The sequence below is a fragment of the Pseudoxanthomonas sp. LH2527 genome (genome assembly GCF_022539275.1).
Taxonomy (GTDB): domain Bacteria; phylum Pseudomonadota; class Gammaproteobacteria; order Xanthomonadales; family Xanthomonadaceae; genus Pseudoxanthomonas_A.
Map to the genome: position 1 here is coordinate 12,989 of NZ_JAKZBW010000003.1, position 16,549 is coordinate 29,537.

15 protein-coding genes are annotated in these 16,549 nt (G+C 68.8%); 6 read left to right on the top strand and 9 right to left on the bottom strand.

Translation table 11 applies throughout. The annotated features are described in order from the left end of the window. Positions 1-89: 89 nt before the first annotated feature. The 9 genes from MMG85_RS02795 to gap all read right to left on the bottom strand — a co-directional run bounded on the left by MMG85_RS02795 (position 90) and on the right by gap (position 12,068). A complete protein-coding gene (locus tag MMG85_RS02795) occupies positions 90-1,181 on the bottom strand; it encodes an HlyD family secretion protein (RefSeq protein WP_241044634.1) in 1,092 nt (363 codons plus the stop codon). Between the two features lie 8 nt (positions 1,182-1,189). Then, positions 1,190-1,663: a MarR family transcriptional regulator gene (locus tag MMG85_RS02800; RefSeq protein WP_241044635.1), complete on the bottom strand. Its 474-nt coding sequence runs from the start codon at positions 1,661-1,663 to the stop codon at positions 1,190-1,192. A gap of 342 nt (positions 1,664-2,005) precedes the next feature. Continuing rightward, on the bottom strand, positions 2,006-3,010 hold the full coding sequence (locus MMG85_RS02805) for a class I fructose-bisphosphate aldolase (protein WP_241044636.1): 1,005 nt from the start codon (positions 3,008-3,010) through the stop codon (positions 2,006-2,008). Between the two features lie 130 nt (positions 3,011-3,140). Continuing rightward, complete coding sequence (gene pyk, locus MMG85_RS02810) at positions 3,141-4,610, bottom strand: pyruvate kinase (protein WP_241044637.1); 1,470 nt, start codon at positions 4,608-4,610, stop codon at positions 3,141-3,143. A gap of 277 nt (positions 4,611-4,887) precedes the next feature. Continuing rightward, positions 4,888-5,529, bottom strand: coding sequence for an HAD hydrolase-like protein (locus MMG85_RS02815; protein WP_241044638.1), 642 nt, complete (start codon positions 5,527-5,529; stop codon positions 4,888-4,890). Beyond that, positions 5,526-6,701, bottom strand: coding sequence for a phosphoglycerate kinase (locus tag MMG85_RS02820; protein WP_241044639.1), 1,176 nt, complete (start codon positions 6,699-6,701; stop codon positions 5,526-5,528). The genes MMG85_RS02815 and MMG85_RS02820 overlap by 4 nt, the downstream gene beginning before the upstream one ends. Positions 6,702-6,771: 70 nt before the next feature. Further along, positions 6,772-8,121, bottom strand: a complete 1,350-nt coding sequence (locus MMG85_RS02825) for a DUF3999 family protein (RefSeq protein WP_241044640.1) — start codon at positions 8,119-8,121, stop codon at positions 6,772-6,774. Next, positions 8,118-10,841 carry a DUF2339 domain-containing protein gene (locus MMG85_RS02830; protein ID WP_241044765.1) on the bottom strand — a complete coding sequence of 908 codons (2,724 nt, stop codon included), beginning with the start codon at positions 10,839-10,841 and terminating at the stop codon, positions 8,118-8,120. The genes MMG85_RS02825 and MMG85_RS02830 overlap by 4 nt, the downstream gene beginning before the upstream one ends. 222 nt (positions 10,842-11,063) lie before the next feature. Beyond that, on the bottom strand, positions 11,064-12,068 hold the full coding sequence (gene gap / locus MMG85_RS02835) for a type I glyceraldehyde-3-phosphate dehydrogenase (protein WP_055940147.1): 1,005 nt from the start codon (positions 12,066-12,068) through the stop codon (positions 11,064-11,066). A 165-nt stretch (positions 12,069-12,233) separates the two neighbouring features. Between gap and MMG85_RS02840 the strand changes: the two genes are divergently transcribed. From MMG85_RS02840 to MMG85_RS02865, 6 genes are all read left to right on the top strand, one after another. After that, the gene (locus tag MMG85_RS02840) at positions 12,234-12,854 is read left to right on the top strand and encodes an OmpW family outer membrane protein (RefSeq protein WP_241044641.1); all 621 of its coding nucleotides are present in this window, start codon (positions 12,234-12,236) and stop codon (positions 12,852-12,854) included. A 63-nt stretch (positions 12,855-12,917) separates the two neighbouring features. Continuing rightward, a complete protein-coding gene (locus tag MMG85_RS02845) occupies positions 12,918-13,733 on the top strand; it encodes a S1/P1 nuclease (RefSeq protein ID WP_241044642.1) in 816 nt (271 codons plus the stop codon). Positions 13,734-13,858: 125 nt separating this feature from the next. Continuing rightward, complete coding sequence (modA, locus tag MMG85_RS02850; protein ID WP_241044766.1) at positions 13,859-14,599, top strand: molybdate ABC transporter substrate-binding protein; 741 nt, start codon at positions 13,859-13,861, stop codon at positions 14,597-14,599. A gap of 7 nt (positions 14,600-14,606) precedes the next feature. Continuing rightward, positions 14,607-15,308 (top strand): molybdate ABC transporter permease subunit, encoded by a 702-nt coding sequence (gene modB, locus MMG85_RS02855; protein ID WP_241044643.1) that lies wholly within the window; start codon positions 14,607-14,609, stop codon positions 15,306-15,308. Then, positions 15,308-15,925, top strand: a complete 618-nt coding sequence (gene modC / locus MMG85_RS02860) for a molybdenum ABC transporter ATP-binding protein (RefSeq protein WP_241044644.1) — start codon at positions 15,308-15,310, stop codon at positions 15,923-15,925. Before modB ends, modC begins: the two co-directional genes overlap by 1 nt. Before the next feature lie 38 nt (positions 15,926-15,963). Continuing rightward, positions 15,964-16,524: a flavin reductase family protein gene (locus MMG85_RS02865; RefSeq protein ID WP_241044645.1), complete on the top strand. Its 561-nt coding sequence runs from the start codon at positions 15,964-15,966 to the stop codon at positions 16,522-16,524. The last annotated feature ends 25 nt before the right edge of the window (positions 16,525-16,549 follow it).

Consider the following 16,549-nt stretch of genomic DNA (forward strand, 5'->3'; position numbering starts at 1 on the left):
ACCCGGGGCGCGGCGTCAGCGGGGCCGGGCCCCACCACAGTGCCCTCGCCCGCGTCCGCGCACGCCCGGGATGACATGGAAACAGGCGCTCAGCGCGCGGCGGTCGCGCGGCTGGCGGCGGCCCCGCCGTCACGAAGTTCGACATGCACGTCGGCGCTCATGCCGGCACGCAACGGCGGCGCATCGGCGGCGGCGGCATCGATTTCGAGACGCACGGGAATGCGCTGCACGATCTTCACCCAGTTGCCGGTGGCGTTCTGCGGCGGCAGCACGCTGAACTCGGCACCCGACGCGGGCGCGATGGAGGCCACGTGCGCCTTCCACGTCACGCCCGGATAGCTGTCCACTTCGATGGTCGCGGGCTGGCCGACCTGCATCTTTTCCAGCTCGGTTTCCTTGAAGTTGGCTTCCACCCAGATCGGCGAGGTGGCGACCAGCGGCATCGCCGACTGGCCGACGTTGATGTATTCGCCGACCTGCAGGTCGTGCAGGCCGACGATACCGTCCACCGGCGCGCGGACCTCGGCATGCGCCAGGTCGAGCCTGGCTTTCGCCAGCATGGCCGCGGCGGCACGGTATTCCGGCAGATCCTGGGTCGGCGTGCCCGGGCTGCCACTCAGCGAGGCGGTGGCTTCGGATTGGGTGGCGATGGCGTCGGCCAGGTCGGTACGCGCTTCGGCGACCGCGTGGCGCGCGTCGTCCAGCATCTTGCGCGAGACCAGTTGCTGGCCGGCCAGCTGCTGCATGCGCTGGAAATCGCGCTGCGCCCACGCCAGCGTTTCGCGCGCGGCCTGGATCGAGGTACCGGTGCCGACCACCTTGGCGCGGCTGGCGCTGGCGCTGTTGGCCATGCGCGCGACCAGCGCTTCGTTCTGCGCCACGGCGATCGTCAGCGGATCGGCGTCGATGCGGAACAGCAGGTCGCCTTTCTTCACCGGCTGGTTCTGCTGCACGGCGACTTCGACCACGCGTCCGCCGACCTGCGGCGCGATCAGGATGCGCTCGGCCTTGATGTAGGCGTTGTCGGTGCTGACCTCGCGCTGCGAGGCGACGTATTCCCAGCCGAAGAAGCCGGCGACGGCGAGCGGGCCGGCGATCCACAGCCACACCGGCACGCGGCGGCGCTTGGAAGCGGAGGGTTGTGCCGCGCTTTCGCCGGCGGCGTTGATCTTGCTGGTCATGGTGGGGGTCAGCTCTTGCGGAGGGACGACTCGCCGCGACTGGCACGGTCGAGCAGGGAGAGGTTTTCGCGGATCTGGCCGAGCACTTTCAGCGTCGTCGCCAGTTCGTCGGCGTCGACACCGGCCAGGCAGTCCTCGCGCACGGAGGTCGCGACGGCTTCGATGTCATGCATCACCGCGTCCGATTGCGGCAGCAGGTGCAGTCGCCAGACGCGGCGGTCGTCCGGATCGCTGCGGCGCTCGATGAAGCCGGCCTTCTGCAGGCGGTCCAGCACGCGGCCGACCGCGATCGGCTCCATGTCCAGCAGGTCGGCCAGCGCGGACTGGGTGATGCCTTCGCTCTGATGGATGCGCTTGAGCGCGCGCCACTGCACGCGGGTCAGGCCCAGGTGCGCGGCACGGCGGTCGAACACGCGGCCGAACAACCGGCTGAGGTCGGCGATCAGGTAACCGATGGTGCTCTTGCCGTTGGCTGCGCTCATGGGTGCCTATGATATAGATGCTTAGGCATCAATGTTCAAGGCAGGAAATTCTGTTCAGGCGGGCTTTTGGCAGGAGCCGCAGGCGTGACGGCTAGAGGGTGGGCAGGAATAGCGGGCTGCAACGCCCAGCGCAGAGGAGTACGTATGCATGGCGCCGTCATCCCCGCGCAGGCGGGAAACCAGCGACTTTCATCGCCGAAGCGGAAGGCGCTGGGTTCCCGCCTGCGCGGGAATGACGGTTCGGGGGGACGGATGCAACCCCTCGATTCCGGATGCGAACCCCGGAAACGACGACGCCGGCACGAGGCCGGCGTCGGAATCACTACGGGTGGCGTGGCGCGATCAGCCTTCCCACTTGCCCAGCGCGGCCAGGCCGTTTTCCTTGGCGCGCTCGTACACCACGGCCTGCGCCTTGGCGAAGTTGCCCACCAGGTCCTGCGACCACAGCTTCAGCGCGGCCTGCTGCATGGCGCGGCCGTAGGAGAAGCTCAGCGGCCACGGCAGGCTGCCCAGCTGGTTCATGGCGTTGAGGTGGGCGGTGGACTGTTCGTCGGTCTGGCCGCCGGACAGGAACACCACGCCCGGCAGGATCGCCGGCACGGTGCTCTTCAGGCACATCACGGTGGACTCGGCCACTTCGTCGACATCGGCCTGCTCTTCGCAGTCCTTGCCGGCGATGACCATCGAGGCCTTCAGGATGGTGCCTTCCAGCAGCACGTTCTGCTCGTACAGCGCACCGAACAGCGAGCGCAGCACGGCTTCGGTCACTTCGTAGCAGACCTCGATGTTGTGGTCGCCATCCATCAGCACTTCCGGCTCCACCATCGGCACCAGGCCGCACTCCTGGCACAGCGCGGCGTAACGGGCCAGCGCATGCGCATTGGCCTCGATGCAGGTGCCGGACGGAATGTCCTCGCCGATGGTGATGACCGCACGCCACTTGGCGAAGCGCGCGCCCAGGCGGTAGTACTCCTTCAGGCGGTCGCGCAGGCCATCCAGGCCCTCGGTGACCACTTCGCCCGGGCAGCCGGCCAGGGCGTGCGTGCCCTTGTCGACCTTGATGCCGGGGATGATGCCGTGGTCGGCCATGTACTTGGCGAACGGCACGCCGTCCTTGGTGGACTGGCGCAGGGTCTCGTCGAACAGGATGGCGCCGGAGATGTAGTCCGACAGCTTCGGCGTGGTGAGCAGCAGCTCGCGGTAGGCGCGGCGATTCTCTTCGGTGTTCTCGATGCCCACGCCCTGGAACCGCTTGGCGATGGTGGTGGTGGACTCGTCGATCGCGATGATGCCCTTGCCGGCGGCCACCATGGCCTGGGCGGTTTCGGCAAGCTGTTCGATGCTCATGGGGTTCCTGGGGAAGCGGCGGGAAAGATACCAATTGTAGCCCGCGCCACGCCGGCAGCGGGCAACCACGTCGATGGACGCGCCGCCGCGCGCCCGCATCCGGGCGCGGCGGGAGGTCCGGGGAAAGCGGTTACAGCTCGCCCAGCCCCTCGGCCTTGCCACGCTCGCCCATCTGCAGCAGGCGCAGGGTGTTGGTGGCGCCGTGCCGTTCCATGTGGTCGCCGCTGGTGAAGATCACCCGGTCGCCTTCGGCCAGCAGTTCGCGGTCGTGCAGCACGCGCATCGCATCGCGGGCGGCCTCGCGCGGCGCCAGGCCGCGGCTATCGAAGGCAATGGGGAACACGTCGCGGATCATCGCCATCTTGCGGCGCGCGCCGTCGTGGCGCGAAAACGCATAGATCGGCGCACTGGAACGGAAGCGCGAGAGGAAGCGCGCAGTGCCGCCGGATTCGGTCATCGCCACGATCGCGCGCACGCCGATGTGCTCGGACAGGAACATCGTCGCCATCGCGATGGCCTGGTCGGCGCGCTCCAGGTTGCGCGGCGCCTTCTCGAAGTCGGTGTCCATCTCGAACTGCTTCTCGGCGCCCAGGCAGATGCGCGCCATCGCTTCCACCGCGCGCACCGGGTAGCTGCCGGCCGCGGTTTCGGCCGACAGCATCACCGCATCGGTGCCGTCGATGACGGCGTTGGCCACGTCCAGCACTTCGGCGCGGGTGGGGATCGGGCTGTCCACCATCGACTGCAGCATCTGCGTGGCGGTGATGACCACCTTGTTGCGCGCCAGCGACTCGCGGATGATCTTCTTCTGCAGGCCCGGCAACTCGGCGTCGCCGATCTCCACGCCCAGGTCGCCGCGCGCCACCATCACCACATCGCTGGCGTCGACGATCTCGGCCAGGTTCTCGATGGCCTCGGTGCGTTCGATCTTGGACACCAGCGCGGCGTCGCAGCCGTGCTCGCGGGCGATGCGGCGCGCTTCGTTCATGTCGTCGGCGTTGCGGCAGAACGACACGGCGATGAAGTCCACGCCGATGTTCTCCGCCACGTAGGCGATCAGTTCGCGGTCGCGCTCGGTCAGCGCGCCCAGCGACAGGCCGCCGCCCTGCTTGTTCAGGCCCTTGCGGTCGGACAGCACGCCGTCGTTGAGCACGGTGCAGATGATGCGCTCGCCGTCGACCTTCACCACCTGCAACTGCATCAGGCCATCGTCGAGCAGCAGGACGTCACCGGCTTCCACGTCGCCCGGCAGGCCGAGGTAGCTGACGCCCACCTGCGAGGCATCGCCCGGGGGCGCGTCGACACGGGCGACCAGGTCGAAGCGGTCGCCGGTCTTCAGCACCACCTTGCCTTCGGCGAAACGCTCGACGCGGATCTTCGGTCCCGGCAGATCCGCGAGGATGCCGACCTCGGCACCGACGCGCTGTGCGGCGAGACGAACGGCAGCGGCGCGCTTGGCCTGGCCCGAAGGATCGCCATGCGAGAAATTCAGGCGCACCACGTTGACGCCGGCGCGGAACAGGTCCTCCAGCACGCCGGGCGGGTCGGTCGCCGGTCCGAGGGTGGCGAGGATCTTGGTGCGGCGCTGGCGTTCGGTCATGGTGCGGATTCCCTGTGATCGCGCAAACGCTACCACAGCGATACGGACGCGTAGCGACCGCCCTGCCTCATGTCATGGCACTGTCCCGGGACAGCATGGCGGATGCCTGTCGGGACGCAAGCAAAGCGCTGTTTTCAAGTGCTTTCATGAGCATCGCAGCGACCGTGCGACTGGTATTTTTTTGGTCTCTGCCCATGCGCCGGATGCTGCGCACGCACACCCGACTGCGCAAAAAACCATCGCGATGAAACGCGCGTTTGATCGTCAGTGTCGCCACTCAGGCGAACAGTGGCCGCAATTGGTCGGGCGCCGCGGCAAGCCGGGTCGCGCCTGCGTCGCGCAACTCCTCTTCTCCCCCGAATCCCCACAGCACGCCGACGCAGCGCATGCCGTGATGACGCGCGCCGTCGATGTCCATGTGGCGGTCGCCGATCATCCAGCACGCATCGGGCGTCAGCGAGAGGCGCCGCAGGGCTTCGCCGATCAGGTCCTTCTTGTGGCTCAGGCGGCCATCGGCGGTGGCGCCGATGATGTCCTCGAAATGAGGCCCGAACGGCAGGTGCGCCAGGATCTTGCGCGCATGCGGCTCGTTCTTCGCGGTGACCACGGCGAGCCGGTGCCCGTCCGCATGCAAGGCTTCGATGGCCTCGCCGATGCCGGCATAGACCTGGTGCTCCCGCCAGCCGTGCGACTCGAAGCGCTCGCGGTAGTGCTCGACGGCGGCCTCGACCTTGGCCGGATCGCGCAGCAGCGGCAGGAAACTGGTGCGCAGCGACGGACCGATCCAGCCACGCAGCGCGGCGTCTGACGGGATCGGATGCTCGAGCTGCGTCAGCGCATGCGCGATGCAGCGGGTGATGCCGACGGCCGAATCGATCAGCGTGCCGTCGAGGTCGAAGAACAGCGTGGCGCGGCTCACTGGCCGCGCGCTTCCAGTGCCGCGACGGCCGGCAAGGTCTTGCCTTCGAGGAACTCGAGGAAGGCGCCGCCGCCGGTGGAGATGTAGCTGACCTCTTCGGCGATGCCGTATTTGTCCACGGCCGCCAGCGTGTCGCCGCCACCGGCGATGGAGAACGCCGACGACTGCGCGATCGCATGCGCCAGCGTTTCCGTGCCCTTGCCGAAGGCGTCGAACTCGAACACGCCCACCGGGCCGTTCCACACCACCGTACCGGCCGACTTGATCAGTTCGGCATAGCGCTGCGCGGTCTGCGGACCGATATCGAGGATGAGTTCGTCGGCGGCGACGGCATCGACGGCTTTCACCGTGGCCGGGGCGTCGGCGGCGAACGCCGTGGCGACCACGACATCGGTCGGCAGCGGGATCTCGGCGCCGCGCGCCTTCGCATCGGCGTCGATCTTCTTGGCGGTGTCGATCAGGTCGGCTTCGTACAGCGACTTGCCCACCGCATGGCCTTCCGCCGCGATGAAGGTGTTGGCGATGCCGCCGCCGACGATCAGCTGGTCGACCTTGCCGACCAGGCTGGTCAGCAGTTCCAGCTTGGTGGACACCTTGCTGCCGGCGACGATGGCCAGCAGCGGGCGGGCCGGATTGGCCAGCGCCTTGTCCAGCGCATCCAGTTCGGCCATCAGCAACGGTCCGCCGGCCGCGACCGGCGCGAAGCGGATCACGCCATGCGTGGAGGCCTGCGCGCGGTGCGCGGTACCGAAGGCATCCATGACGAACACGTCGCACAGCGCGGCGTACTGCTTCGACAGCGCTTCGTCGTCCTTGCCTTCGCCGACGTTCATGCGGCAGTTCTCGAGCAGGACGATCTGGCCCGGCGCGACGTCAACGCCATCCACCCAGTCCTTCACCAGCGGTACGTCGACACCGAGCAGTTCGGACAGGCGCGCGGCGACCGGCGCCAGCGAATCGGCTTCGCTCCACACGCCTTCCTTCGGACGACCCAGGTGCGAGGTCACCATCACCGCCGCGCCCTTCTGCAGCGCCAGCTTGAGCGTCGGCAGGGACGCGGTGATGCGCTGCTCGGAGGTGATGCGGCCCGCGTCGATCGGCACGTTCAGGTCCTGGCGGATCAGCACGCGCTTGCCTGCGAGGTCGAGGTCGGTCATGCGGACGATGGGCATCGGAAGTCCTGGGCAGCGGGAAAGACCGCTATTGTCCCGCCTGCCCCCGCATGCCGCAAACGACGGTGGCCTATGCCGGCGGCCGGCTGCGCAACAGGCTGAAGGCGAAGGCCGCCACCAGCGCGGCGCCGGCGATCAGCAGGCCCCACAGCAGCCAGGTATTCCAGTCGCGCGGCGTGGGCGGTGCGACCAGCGCCGCGTCGCCGGCCAGTACCGCAGACGCGGACAGGTAGGCCGGCGCGGGCTGCCAGTCTTCGCCACGGTCGCGGCGCAGCGCATCGACCAGGGCCGGCATCGGTACGGCGGCGCGGCGCGCGCTCGCACTGCCGGCGACCAGGGCGTACGGCGGCGTGCCCTGCGCCACGAACACCACCACCTCCGGCCGGTAACCGAGTCGCAACGTGGGCGCCTGGTCCGGCAGCGTGCCGTTGTTGCGCAGCCGCCAGTAACGGTCGCGCGCCGGTCCGCTCGACAGCGGCTGCGCCGGCGAGGCGCTGGGTTGTTCGCCGGCCACGCGGTACGCCACCCACGGCCCCGCGCGCAGCCGCCACGGGGCATCCGTGCTGTCGCGACTCTCGAGCGTCCATTCGCCGACGGCGTAGTCGTCCATCGCCAGGTCGGCGAAGGCCACGGGATAGCGTCCATCGCTTTCGTAGGTGTAGCTGTCCACGCCCTGCGCGGAAACGCGACGGCCCTGGAGTTCCGACCACTGCACGTCCTGCCGCTGGTGTACGGCATCCAGGCGCACGCGCACTTCGCGGATCGGCAAGGCAGGCGAGGCATCGAGCGGCACGAAGCGGATGTAGCGAAGGCCGCCGCGGATCGGCGCCTCGTCGCGCAACAGGCGCTGCGAACCGCGTTGCAGTTCTACCAGCGTCACGCGCTCCTGCACCACCTCCCACTGCTGCAGATCGGAACTGCCTTCGACCCGATAGCGCGACTCGCGCGGCGTGCCGGTGTCCCAAGTGAATTCCAGCGCTTCGGCGTTGTCGCGGATACCGCTCAGGTCGACCAGGAAGGCACGCGCAGGGCCCGAGGCGGCCGTGCCGCCATCGGCTTCGATGCGGACGATGCGTCCGTTCTCGCCGAACTGCGCCGACACGCGCGACGGACCTTCTGCATCCTGTTGCTGGGCGGGTAGCGGGAACCACGGCACCACGATGCGCCGCGCCGGCAGGGCCGTCGGTTGCTCCGGGCCGAACAACGCGGCGGCCACCGGCTTGCCCTGCGCATCCAGCACGTCGATGTCTCGAAGATCCGGCCACGCCGTGGTGGTGTAGATCTCGCGGTCGAGCACCACGCGGTACGCGCCCGCCTGTTCGGCCGACAACACCAGCGGCCAGCGCTTCGCATACGGTGCGGGCGCCTGCGCGCCGGCAAGCACGGGCAGCAGGCACAGGACCATCAGCCACTTCTTCATGCGGGTGCTTCCTCGTTGTCGATACGGCGCGGCGGTGCCGGCGCCAGATAGCCCACCACGGTGCACAACAGGCCGTAGCCGATGAACGAGCCGATGCCGAGCAGGTTGCCCAGGTGCTGGCGATCGACGAACACCAGCTTGGCCAGCACCACGCCCATCAGCACCGCACCGCCCAGCCACAGCATGCGCTGGCCACGGCGCGACCCGATCACCCAGCCGAGCACGCCCAGCACGCTCCAGGTGATGGTCAGGCTGGTCTGCGCCAGGCTGCCGGACAGCAGGCTTTCGTTCCACGGCACGCCGCCCCAGTGATGCACGGCATGCAGCACCACCGAGGTGATCCACACGAAGGCCAGCGACGACAGCAGCACGATGCGCGCCGGCGGCAGCACGCGCGCGTCCGGCATCCACCAGCGCAGCAGCAGGACCAGCACGGCGAGCTGCGCCAGTTCCATCGGATTGACCACCGGAATCCACGGCAGCGGCCGGGTGCCGCCGGAGACGAACAGCGACACCAGCCACCACAGGCCCAGCGCCACGAACAGCACGCTCAACAACGGCGTGCGCCATGCCGCGAAGCGCTCGCCCAGCGGCGCGGCCAGCCAGTGCCACCGGAACAGCGCAAGCGCCACCACCACCAGCCACGGCAACGCGATGAGGCCGGCCTGCCAACCGCTGCCCATGCCCTGCACATGCCCGGGCAGCCAGGCCAGCAGCAGGCTGGCCACCAGCGGCCACACCAGCCACCAGACGAACTGCGCCGCACCGGCCAGGCGGTGGTCGCTGTCGCGCAGGCACATCAGGCTGCGCACGCCCAGCGCCGCATAGGCGAGCCATGCCCACACGCCGTTGCCGGCAAAGGGCTGCTGGTGCGCCCCGGACTGCCACAGCGCCAGCGGCGCAGCGGATGCCAGCGCGGCCAGCGTGGTCCAGGCCAGCGCCGTGGACGGACGCCGGCGATGCACTTCCGCTGCCAGCCACCCGGTCAACGCGATGAAGGCCAGCATTGCATCGGGTTCGTCGCGATGGCCGAGATGGGCATTGATCTCCGCGATGCCGTTGCCCAGCCACCACGCGAGTGCCCACAGGTAGTACAGCAGCGCCACGCCTGCACTACGCCCGCGATACGCCCATGCGCTGGCGAACCCGGCGGCCGCGATCAGCAGCGCACTCATGAAGGCGGCGTTGGCGAACATCGGCACGGCCGTCGCCGTGGTCTGCCACGACGCGACATCGCTCGATGCGATGAAGAACGCCACCGCCGCCGCGAGCTGCAGGCCGGCACCGGTCAGCTGCGGCAACAACCGCGACTGCCGCAGGCCCAGCCAGGCCAACGCCGCACCTTCCAGGGCGAACACGCAAGCCGTCGCCTGCGCCGACAGCGCCAGCGGCACCGACAGCGTGGCGAAGCCCACCGCCAGCAACGCATACGACTGCATCAGCACGTCGTAGCCCTGACGACGACGCAGCCACCACGACAGCGCGGCATACAGCACGCCGAGTCCCAGCGCGCACAACGCCAGCGGCAGGCGGCTGTCTTCGAACGAACCACCCTGCATCAGCACCGCCTGCAGCGAGAACGCGACCAGCGGCATGCCGAACACCAGGCAGCCATCGATGAAGTCGCGGCGACCGGCCGGCTGGCGGCGCGCGAACAGCAGCGGGATCAGCAGGTAGAAGGCGAAGAACAGCGCCAGGAACGGCTGCGTGCTCGCGTACTTCTCCGGCGCATAGTCGAACAGGCCCCACGCCGTGCCGATGCCGAAGGTGAAGACGAAGCCGAGCAGGTTCAGCACGCGCCATGACTTGTACCAGGCGATGCCGACGATGGCCGCGTTGAGCACCGCGTAGTACGAGAACAGCGCCACGTGGTTGCCGCTGCCGGTCGACAGCCAGATCGGTGCCAGGAAGCCCGCCAGCAGCGCGAACACGGCCAGCGACTTCGCATCCTGCAGCACGGCCAGCATGCCAGCACCGGCAATCAGCACGATGCTCAGCGCGAAGGCCGCGCCGGCCGGCATCACGCCGAAGATCTTGAACGCCGCGAACGCCACCAGCAGCAGCACGCCGATGGCACCGCCCTGCACGCTCAACGCGAAGGTACGGTTGCTCTCGCGCTTGCGCCACGCGAAGACCAGCGCGCCCAGCGCCGCCGCGGCGATGCCGGCCAGCCGCAGTTCCGGCGGCAAGGTGAACCAGCCCTGGTCAGCGCCGTACTTCAGCAGCGCCGCAACGCCGGCGAACAGCACCAGCACGCCGATCTTCACCGGCACGTTGCCGACCGTGAACCAGCGTTGCACCGCTCGCAGGGCGACGGTGAACACATCGGGCCTGGCGGGACGTGGCGGCGCTTCCGGGCGCGGCGGACGCGGCGGCACGGCCGGCGCGGGTTCCGCAGGGGTTGCCGCCGGCACGGGGCGCTGCGGGGGAATCGGTGGCGGCGTCGCCGCCGCTGGCGCGGGAGGCGGTGTCTCCACACGCACCGGCGGCGAGCGCACGAGTTCGGCCAACGTCGGCTCGGCATCGGCCGGCGTGGACATCGCGACATCCGCCGCTGCCTGCGGCGTGGCAGGCGCCACCGGCGCGCTGCGCAGCTGCACCACCTGCCGCTCCAGCTCGCCCACCCGGCGCTTCAGCCCGCTGATCGCGACCAGCGCCACGATCAGCAATACCGGCACGGCCAGTACCGCCAGGCCGAGCAGCACCAGCACTCCCGCCAGATCATCCATCGCCTACCCCGTGTTTGCGTGTTCGGTGCGGGAACGGACGCTCCGCTCCCCGGCCGTCCATTCAGCCTCGCCGCAGCCTCGGCCAAGGCGGCCGGATTTGCAAGATTCGATGCGCCGGTGGCGCCATCCCGCCCGCTCCGTATCACTTCGCGATACCCGCAAACGACACGGGCGCCCCCAGGGCGCCCGTGCTCTACCACCGGAGCGTGCGGCTTACTTGCCGGCGACCACGCGGACCATTTCCAGGCACTTGTTGGAATAGCCCCACTCGTTGTCGTACCAGCTGACGATCTTCACGAAGGTCGGGTCCAGCGCAATGCCGGCCTCGGCGTCGAAGATCGAGGTGCGGGTATCGCCACGGAAATCGGTCGCCACCACCTTGTCTTCGGTGTAGCCCAGGATGCCCTTCAGCGCGCCCTGGCTCTGCGCCTTCATTTCGGCCTTGATTTCCTCGTAGGTGGCCGGGTTTTCCAGCTCGGCGGTCAGGTCGACCACGGACACGTCGCTGGTCGGCACGCGGAACGACATGCCGGTGAGCTTCTTGTTGAGCGACGGGATCACCACGCCGACGGCCTTGGCCGCACCGGTGCTGGACGGAATGATGTTCTCGAGGATGCCGCGGCCGCCGCGCCAGTCCTTGTTGCTCGGGCCGTCGACGGTCTTCTGCGTGGCCGTGGCTGCATGCACGGTGGTCATCAGGCCACGCTTGATGCCCCACTTGTCGTGAAGCACCTTGGCGATCGGCGCCAGGCAGTTGGTGGTGCACGAGGCGTTGGAGATGATCGCCTCGCCGTTGTAGGTCTTGTCGTTGACGCCGTAGACGAACATCGGCGTGTCGTCCTTCGACGGCGCCGACAGGATGACCTTCTTCGCGCCGGCATCCAGATGCTTCTGCGCGGTGGCCTTGTCGAGGAACAGGCCGGTGGACTCGATGACGACTTCGGCGCCCACTTCGTCCCACTTCAGGTTGGCGGGATCGCGTTCCTGGGTCAGGCGGATCTTGCTGCCGTTGACGAACAGCGCGCCATCTTCGATCTTCACGTCGCCGTCGAAGCGGCCGTGCACGGAGTCGTACTGCAGCATGTAGGCCAGGTAGTCCGGCTCCAGCAGATCGTTGATGGCGACGATCTCGATGTCGTTGCCGAAGTTCTGCACGGCGGAACGCAGCACGTTGCGCCCGATGCGGCCGAAGCCGTTGATACCCACCTTGATCGACATTGCTCAGGACTCCTGCGGCCACGCGCGCGGCGCGGCGGGGTTGACGGGGGCCGTCATTCTAACAGGCCGCCCCCGCCGCGAAGCCCCGCGGGCATTGATCAGGATCAAGGCAGGGGCCGGAACGGGGGCCGAGACTGGCGCCACTTTCCCACGAGCCCCATCACCATGAAGAAGACGCTGATCCCGATCGCCATCGCCCTCGCCATGGGCGCCGCCGTTCCCGCCCTCGCCCAGTCCAAGGGCGACTGGACGCTGGGCATTGGTGCGCACCAGGTCAACCCGACCTCCGGCAATGGTTCGCTAGCGGGCGGCACCTTGCCGCTGGACATCGACAGCGACGTCAAGCCGACCATCACCTTCGAGTACTTCCTGCGCGACAACCTGGGCCTGGAAGTGCTGGCCGCACTGCCGTTCAAGCACGACATCGCCGTCGACGGTGTCGGCACGGTGGGCAGCACCAAGCACCTGCCGCCGACGGTCTCGCTGCAGTACCACTTCAACCGCCAGGGCAAGGTGTCGCCGTTCCTCGGTGCCGGCCTGAACTACACCACCTTCTTCAGCGAGGACACGCAGGGCGCGCTGGCCGGCACGGACCTGAAGCTGGAAGACTCCTGGGGCCTGGCCGCGCATGCGGGCCTCGACATCAAGGTCAGCGAGCGCGGCGCGGTGCGCGTGGATGCGCGCTGGATCGACATCGACACCGACGTCAAGGTGGATGGCGCGGACCTGGGCACCGCCAACATCGACCCGCTGGTCTACGGCGTGGCTTATGTCCTGACGTTCTGAGCTGCGGACGATCCGTCGGCTGATGCAAAATCGGGGACGGCCCGTGTCGGGTAAAGTACCGGCATGGTCCGTCCCCTTCTTTCTGTACTCACCCTCGTCGCCGCGCTCGCGCTCGCCCTGCTGCCCGTTCCGGCGCAGGCATGGGGCCTGCTCGGCCATCGCCTGGTCGCCTTGCTGGCCTGGGACGACCTGACGCCGGACACGCGCCGCCAGATCGACGCGCTGCTGCAGGGCGAACCGGACCCCACGCTGGCCGGCATCGCCGGCTGGGCGGACGACCTGCGCAGGAACGATCCCGTTCTGGGCAAGCAGAGCGCGAACTGGCACTTCGTCAACCTCGGCGAGCACGATTGCACCTACCTGCAGCGCCGCGACTGCCCGGGCGGCAACTGCGTGGTGGAAGCGATCCGCACGCAGACCGCGATCCTGGCCGATCCGCGACGCACGCGTGCCGAGCGGCTGCTGGCGCTGAAGTTCGTCGTGCATTTCGTCGGCGACGCGCACCAGCCGTTGCACGCGGGCTACGCGCACGACAAGGGCGGCAACGATGCGCAGATCAACTGGAACGGGCGCGGCACCAACATGCACACGCTGTGGGACAGCCGCATGCTGGTGTCCACCGGCCGCAGCGAGCAGGCTTACCTGGCGCACCTGCGCACCTTGCCGCGCCCCGCCATCGCCGCCATGACCCTGCCGCCGCCGGCGGCGGCATGGGCTGAACAGTCGTGCCGCGTGGTGACCCAACCCGACTTCTATCCGCGCCGCGCGAAACTCGAACAGGCTTACGTGGACAAGCACCTGCCCATCGCCGAGCGCCAGTTGCGCGCCGGTGGCGTGGCGCTGGCCGCGGTGTTGAACAAGGCGCTGGCGCAGCGCTGAAGCGATACGGGCGCCTTACGGCAGCGGCGAGCCCGCACGCCATCCTCATCGAATCGCCCAGCCCAGGAGTCGTTCGCATGACCTTGCCCACGCTGCTCCGCCACGTACTCTGCGCACTGATCGCGATGCTCGCCTCACTGGCGACCACGGCCGTGCAGGCGCAGAACAATGCAGGACTGACGGTGTTCGCCGCCGCCAGCCTGAAGGAATCACTGGACGAAGCCGCGGCGGCCTACCTGACGCAGAGCGGCGTTCCGGTCCGCGTGTCGTACGCCGCCAGCTCCGCACTCGCGCGCCAGATCGAACAGGGCGCGCCGGCCGACGTGTTCTTCTCCGCCGACCTGGAGTGGATGGACTACCTGCAACAGCGGCAGAAGCTGGAGGTCGCCACGCGGCGCAACCTGCTGGCCAACCAGCTGGTGCTGGTGGCGCCGAAGACCAGCAAGGCGCAAGTCGACCTAAAACGTCCGGCGACACTGCTGGCCGCGCTGGGCAGCGGTCGCCTGGCCGTGGGGCAGACGCAGACCGTGCCTGCGGGCAAGTACGCCAGGGCAGCGCTGGAATCGCTGTCGCTGTGGAATGGCGTCAGGAGCAGGCTGGCCGAATCCGAGAGCGTGCGCGCGGCACTGATGCTGGTGGCGCGCGGCGAAACGCCGCTGGGCATCGTGTACGCGTCGGATGCGAAGGCCGAGCCGGGCGTGCGCGTGCTGGCGACGTTCCCCACGGATTCGCATCCGCCCATCGTCTATCCGGTGGCAGCACTGCGCGGTCCGCGCTCGGTGCAGGCCACGCGGTTCGTGCAGTGGCTGGCGTCGCCCGCTGCCGAGGCGGTCTTCCAGCGCCGCGGCTTCGCCGTGAAGAAGTGAACCACGCATGTTCGACGCCTTCTCGCCGGAAGAACTCACCGCCATCCGCCTCAGCCTGAAGGTGGCGCTGGTGGCGGCGCTGGCCAGCCTGCCGTTCGGCGTGCTGGTGGGCTGGCTGCTGGCGCGCACGCGCTTCCCCGGCAAGGCGCTGCTCGACGCCATTGTGCACCTGCCGCTGGTGCTGCCGCCGGTAGTGATGGGCTACGCGCTGCTGGTGACGCTGGGCACGCAGGGCGCCGTCGGCGCCTTCCTGCAGGAGCGCTTCGGCATCGTGTTCGCGTTTCGCTGGACCGGTGCGGCGCTCGCCTGTGCGGTGATGGGGTTCCCGTTGATGGTGCGTTCCATCCGGCTGTCGCTGGAAGCGACGGACCGGCGACTGGAACAGGCCGCCTCCACGCTCGGCGCCGGGCCGTGGCGCGTGTTCTTCACCATCACCCTGCCGCTGGCGTGGCCGGGCCTGGTCGCCGGCAGCGTGCTGGCGTTCGCGAAGGCGCTGGGCGAGTTCGGCGCGACCATCACCTTCGTGTCGAACATCCCCGGCGAAACCCAGACGCTGTCCTCGGCCATCTACGGCCTGATGCAGGTCCCCGGCGGCGAGGCCGGCATCTGGCGCCTGGCCGCCGTGGCCGTGGTGATCTCGCTGGCGGCGCTGCTGTTTTCGGAATGGCTGGTGCGTCGCCACTACACGCGTCACGGGGAGGACAGCTGATGTTGAAGCTGGACATCGAACTGCGGCGCGGCCACTTCCATCGCCACGTGCGTATCGACGACGACGCACGCGTGATCGCGCTGGTCGGGCCGTCGGGTGCTGGCAAGACCTCCGTGCTCAACGCCATCGCCGGTTTGATCACGCCCGTGGCGGGCCGGATCGAGGTGGATGGCCAGTGCCTGTTCGACAGCGCACGGCGGATCGACGAACCCGTGCATCGCCGGCGCGTGGGGTACGTGTTCCAGGATGCGCGCCTGTTTCCGCACCTCGATGTGCGGCGCAACCTGCAGTACGGGCGGCATGGTGGGCGCGGCGCGCCACGCTTCGGTTTTGATGCGGTGGTCGAGCTGCTCGGCATCGCGCCGCTGCTGGCGCGGCGCACGCGCAACCTGTCCGGTGGCGAAGCGCAGCGCGTGGCGATCGGCCGCGCCCTGCTGTCGCAACCCTCGCTGCTGCTGTTCGACGAACCGCTGTCGGCGCTGGACCAGGCGCGCAGGGAGGAACTGATCCCCTACCTGCAGCGCGTGCGCGACGAGATCCGCCTGCCCATCGTCTACGTGAGCCATCATCCGGACGAGGTGCGGCGGGTCGCCGACTCCATACATGCTCTCGACTGAGCCACGCGTACGCTGCTTCCGGATACCGGAGCGAACCGATGAGCAAGACGAAGCGCTGGAAAGACCTGCCGGTCGAGCAGGCACGGCATTATCTCGAACCCGGTCCGGTCGTACTGCTCAGCACGGCAGGAAAGGGCGAGCGCGCCATCATGACGCTGGGCTGGCACATGATGCTGGGCTACGACCTGGTCGGTACGTACATCTGGCAGGCCAATCGCAGCCATGCGCTGGCCCGCGCCAGCCGTGAATGCGTGATCAACCTGCCGACCGAAGAGCTGCTGGATACCGTGGTCCGGATCGGCAACTGCAGCAGCACCGAGCAGGACAAGTTCGAGCGCTTCGCCTTGACCGCATTGCCGTCGCGCGAGGTGGACGCGCCCGGCATCGCGGAGTGCCATGCGCGTTTTGAATGCAGACTGCATGAAACCCGCATCACGGCCGACTATCCGCTGTTCGTATGGCGCATCGTGGCGGCCCACGTGGCGCCATCACCCCGTGTGCCCCGCACCGTGCATTACCGGGGCCAGGGCCGTTTCATGGTGTCGGGCCATGAAGTCTCACGGCGGCGACTGTTCCGCCCGGACATGCTGGAGCAGTGATCCAGCCCATGGCCGGTTAACGCCG